This window comes from Streptomyces sp. NRRL F-5755 (assembly GCF_001279365.1).
Lineage (GTDB): Bacteria > Actinomycetota > Actinomycetes > Streptomycetales > Streptomycetaceae > Streptomyces > Streptomyces rimosus.
This window is the reverse complement of sequence record NZ_LGCW01000108.1, coordinates 1-4,535: the sequence shown is the minus strand read 5'-3', so window position 1 is coordinate 4,535 and position 4,535 is coordinate 1. Positions and strand designations below refer to the sequence as shown.

Below are 4,535 nucleotides of genomic sequence, written 5' to 3'. Positions count from 1 at the left end.
GGGGGGCGGGGGGGGGGGGGGGGGGGGGGGGGGGGGGGGGGGGGGGGGGGGGGGGGGGGGGGTTGCGGCAGGCGGGGCGGGTGGTCCGGTGGGGCGCCGTCCGTGGGGCGGGGAAAGGATTCGTCTCCGGCGCTCCGGTCTCCGCTCACTCCCCGGTATGGGCCTCGTCACGCTGAGCACCGAGGGGTTCGTCCTGGAGCACCGAGGGGTTCGTCCTGCGCCCTTTCGAGAGTGCCGACGCTCCAGCCGTGTACGTGCCTGCCAGTCGTGTACGTGCCTGTCAGTTGTGTACGTGCCCGCCAGGGGGGCCGGGGCGCGGGCGCCCATTACCGCTTCGCGGTGACCGCCAAGGCCGACGGTGTGCTGGTCGGAGCAGCGCGGTCAGGGCCGCACCACCGGGGCCGTACGGGAGGTCGCCCGGGTCGGCCCGCCGCTCCCCTCCGGGTCCGGAGCCCGCCTCCGGGGCGGCCCATATCCCGTACACCGGTTGACCAGTTCGGGCGCGCGGCCGGGCGGCCGTCCGCGGTCCCGTCGGCACCGGCCGTTGTCAGTGGTGGCTCCTACGCTGGGCCTCATGACAGCTGCCACGCCTGCCAAGTCCGTGACACCGAAGTCCGCGACGCCGAAGCCCGTGACGTCCCTGTCCGCCGACGACGCCCGGCGCATAGCCCTGCGCGCCCAGGGCTTCCTCGGCGCGCCGGACCGCCGCGCGGGCGTACGGGGCGTGCTGCGGCGGCTGGGCGCGGTGCAGCTCGACACGATCTCGGTACTGGCCCGCTCGCACGAGCTGATCCCGTACGCCCGGCTCGGCGCCGTCGGCCGCCCCGCCGTCGAGTCCGCCTACTGGTCCGGCGGGCACAGCTTCGAGTACTGGTCGCACGCCGCCTGCATCCTGCCGGTCGAGGAGTGGCCGCATTTCGCCTTCCGCCGCCGGGCGATGCGCGCCAAGGGGCACCGCTGGCACCTGATGGAGGACCGCGAGGGCTCCTGCGCCGCCGTACTGGACCGGCTCAAGGCCGACGGCCCGCTGACCACCTCCGACCTGGGCGGGGGCCGCAAGGGCGGCGAATGGTGGGACTGGTCCGAGACCAAGATCGCGGTGGAGTGGCTGCTGGACACCGGCGAGGTGGTGTGCACCGAGCGCCGCGGCTGGAAGCGGGTGTACGACCTCGCCGAGCGCGCCATCCCCGACGACCTGCTGCACGACGATCTGGACGACGCCGAGTGCATACGCCGCCTGGTCGCCCAGGCCGGTGCCGCGCTGGGCGTGGCCACCCGCGCGGACCTCGCCGACTACCACCGCCTCAAGAACGACCAGGTGGACTCCGTCATCGCAGACTCCGGCCTGGTCCCGGTCGAGGTCGCGGGCTGGGGCAGGCCCGCCTGGGCGGACCCCGCCGCCCTGGCCGACGCGCCGCGCGGCCGGCACCGTACGACCCTGCTCTCGCCCTTCGACTCGCTCATCTGGGACCGCCCGCGTACGGCCCGGATCTTCGACTTCACCCACCGCCTGGAGGCGTACGTCCCGCGCGCCAAGCGGATACACGGCTATTTCGCGATGCCACTGCTGACCGGCGGCCGGCTCGCCGGGCGGGTGGACCCGGCCCGCGAGGGCAGCACGCTCATCGCCCGCCAAGTGTCGATGCGCGACGCCAAGGCCGTACGCCCGATGGCCCAGGCGCTGACGGAGGCCGCCCGGTGGGTCGGCTGCGACACCGTACGGATCGAGCGCTGCGACGACGCCAAGCTGAGGGCGGGGTTGGTGGGGGAGCTTTCGGAGGTGTGAGGAGGGGAGGGTGGGGCGGCGTTTGTGTCACCTGAATGAGTGGATGTGGGGGGGTAGGGCGGAAGGGGCCGAGGCCCTGAGACAGGCGGTTGCCAAGGAGGGAGCTGCTCAGGGGTGAGCTGCGGAGGGTGCCAGCCGCTGCCCGGGGTGCCGGTGCGGAGAGATCCGCTCAGCAGTCAGCCGCTGAGAAACGTGCTGAGGCAGTTCACGGCCGGGGTGCCACTGAGCGGCCCGCTGCCATAGGGGCCCCGCCGAAGGGCCCGCTGCCATGGCTTCCACCGAGTGATCCGCTGCTCAGGGGGCCGCTGCCCAGGGGGTCGCCGAGCGATCCGGCCAGCCAGTGTCCGCTCAGCGGATCTCCAGGATCTTCTCCCGCATCGCGTACACCACCGCTTCCATCCGGGAGTGCAGCTGGAGCTTCTCCAGGATGTTGCGGACGTGGTTCTTGACGGTGTTCTCGGAGATGAAGAGTTCCTTGGCGATGTCCCGGTTGTTCATGCCCGTGGCCACCAGCTTGAGGACCTCCAGCTCACGGTCGGTGAGCCGGGGCGCCGGCACGAGGCGCCGCTCGTCCGTGCGCTGGATCATCGACTTGAACTCGGTCAGCAGCTTGGACGCCATCGACGGGCTGATCTGGGACTGACCGTCCGCGACCGCGCGGATGGCCGTGGCCACCTCGTCCGTGGAGATCTCCTTGAGGAGGTAGCCGGTGGCCCCGGCCTTGATCGCGTCGTAGAGGTCGGCCTCCTCGTCGCTGATCGTCAGCATGATGATCTTCGCGCTGGGGGCCACCTCCTTGATGGAGGTGCACGCCTCGATGCCGCCGCGCCGGGGCATCCGTACGTCCATCAGCACGATGTCGGGCAGCAGGTCGGCCGCCTTGTCCACCGCCTCGGCGCCGTCCCCGGCCTCGCCGACGACCTGGATGTCCTCTTCATGGGCGAGCACGATCTCCAGGCCCCTGCGGAAGAGCGCGTGGTCGTCGACGACCAGGACCCTGATCGGCTCCTTGCGCGACATGCTCGCGTCCATGCCGGAATCGTCGCCGACACCGAATCCGTCGTCGTCCGCTCCGCCGCGCACGGGCCCGAAGCTGTCCCCCATCGTTCCCTCCCGTCAACTACTCGGCCGGTGAAGGCCAGAGTTTGGATGTAAGGCTGGTTGACAACAGCCCCCTGCGGCCAGCCCGAACAACGCCATACAACCGTCTCCCCGGCATGTCGCCATTTCGTGCTCACAAGCTCCCTGGCTGGCACAAACACTATACGGCCTCAACTCCTGCCCCCCGCAGGCGCAATGGTGCCCCCGGGCGTACGCCGGGGGCACCACTTCAGCGGCCGTCAGCCGCCGAGCGCCCCTCCGGCGCCACCGGGCTCCTCTCCTCCGAACGAGTCGGGGTTCAGATGGATCACGCCGTAGTCGTAGGCGTGCCGCCGGTAGACGACACTCGGCTGCTTGGTCTCGGCATCGACGAAGAGGTAGAAGTCATGGCCGACCAACTCCATTTCGTACAGCGCCTGGTTGAGGGTCATCGGCGCCGCGGAGTGGGTCTTCTCGCGGACGACCAGCGGCCCTTCGCCCTGGACCTCCAGCGAGCCCATCTTCGTCGTCGGCACCTCGTCCCGCGGCTCGCCGTCCACGGTCAGCCGGCCGCTCTCGTCCAGCATGGCCGCGTCCGGCACGCTGACCGCGACGTCACTCGCCGGGATGCGTCCGTTGCCGCGCCGCGAGTGGCGCTTGTCGTGCTGCTTGCGCAGCCGCGCTTCCAGCTTGGCCGTGGCCAGGTCGAGCGCGGCGTAGGGATCGGCGGCGGCCGCCTCGGCCCGTACGACCGGGCCTCGGGAGCGGAGCGTGATCTCCACTCGGTCGGAACGGTCGGCCTGCCGGGGGTTGGGCTCCTTGGACACCTCGACGTCCAGGCTGATCACCTTGCCGTCGAGCTTCTGGACCTTGTCCAGCTTCAGCTTCTCGGCCACGTGCTTGCGGAACCGCTCGGGCACCTCGGTCTTGCGGCCCTTGACGACGATGTCCACGCAGAACTCCGTTCCCGGATCGCCCCGCTCGGCGCGCGGAGCGATTCCTTCTTGCACCAGGCTCCGGTAAGTGCCGAAGCCTCGGACTTGGCGACTTTCACCTCCTCCTCCCCCGTGGGCAGGGTCCCCACTCCCGTGGTTTCAGAGTCCCCGCAAAGACCCGTTAAACGCACCTATCCGGCATCTGAGGCAAAGCGTCTGCCAAGTCCTCACAACCGAACATAGCTCTCTCGGGCGGGTGGCGGCACCCCCTGGCTGGTACTAGCTCCGTTTGGATGCCTTTTCGCGCTTGTTACCTGCAACGATGAATTTTGGCGGTCAGTTCCAGTTGATTTCGAAAGCACTCCGCGGCGCCGCCACCACACCCGCGCCCACCACCCTCCCGCCGGCCGCCCGGACCGCCCGCGCCGCCTCCGCCAGCGAAGCCCCGGTGGTCATCAGATCGTCCACCAGCACCACCGGGGCCGCCGCCAGCAGCCGCCCGCCTCCGGTGACGACGGTCAGGGCCCCGGAGACGTTGGCCAGGCGCTGGCGGGCACTGAGGCCCGCCTGGTCAACCACCGTACGCCGTTGCTTCAGCACATTGAGTACCCGAACGGGCACCCCTTCCCGGCGAAGGTCCCGCGCCGCCGCCAGCGCCATCCGCCGCACCGGATCATGCCCCCGCTCCGCCACGGCGCGCGGGGCGGAGGGGATGGGGATGAGGAGGAGGGGGG

Annotated in this window: 4 protein-coding genes; 1 reads left to right on the top strand and 3 read right to left on the bottom strand. The window is 70.9% G+C overall.

All coding sequences use genetic code 11. The features are described from left to right. Positions 1 to 574: 574 nt before the first annotated feature. Positions 575 to 1,786, top strand: a complete 1,212-nt coding sequence (locus ADK86_RS12980) for a winged helix-turn-helix domain-containing protein (protein ID WP_053696733.1) — start codon at positions 575 to 577, stop codon at positions 1,784 to 1,786. Between the two features lie 348 nt (positions 1,787 to 2,134). On the opposite strand, the gene ADK86_RS12975 is transcribed toward ADK86_RS12980, so the two are convergent. The 3 genes from ADK86_RS12975 to ADK86_RS12965 all read right to left on the bottom strand — a co-directional run. Next, positions 2,135 to 2,890, bottom strand: coding sequence for a response regulator (locus ADK86_RS12975; protein WP_030376711.1), 756 nt, complete (start codon positions 2,888 to 2,890; stop codon positions 2,135 to 2,137). A gap of 236 nt (positions 2,891 to 3,126) precedes the next feature. Beyond that, positions 3,127 to 3,819, bottom strand: coding sequence for a ribosome hibernation-promoting factor, HPF/YfiA family (gene hpf / locus ADK86_RS12970; RefSeq protein WP_053696732.1), 693 nt, complete (start codon positions 3,817 to 3,819; stop codon positions 3,127 to 3,129). 318 nt (positions 3,820 to 4,137) lie between these two features. Continuing rightward, the coding region (locus ADK86_RS12965; RefSeq protein WP_053696731.1) for a ComF family protein at positions 4,138 to 4,535 on the bottom strand (398 nt) is incomplete at its 5' end.

Excerpts from the sequence above, each read along its gene's own strand:
- ADK86_RS12975 (WP_030376711.1), bottom strand. The coding sequence starts at position 2,890 with ATGGGGGACAGCTTCGGGCCCGTGCGCGGCGGAGCGGACGACGACGGA.
- ADK86_RS12980 (WP_053696733.1), top strand. The coding sequence starts at position 575 with ATGACAGCTGCCACGCCTGCCAAGTCCGTGACACCGAAGTCCGCGACG.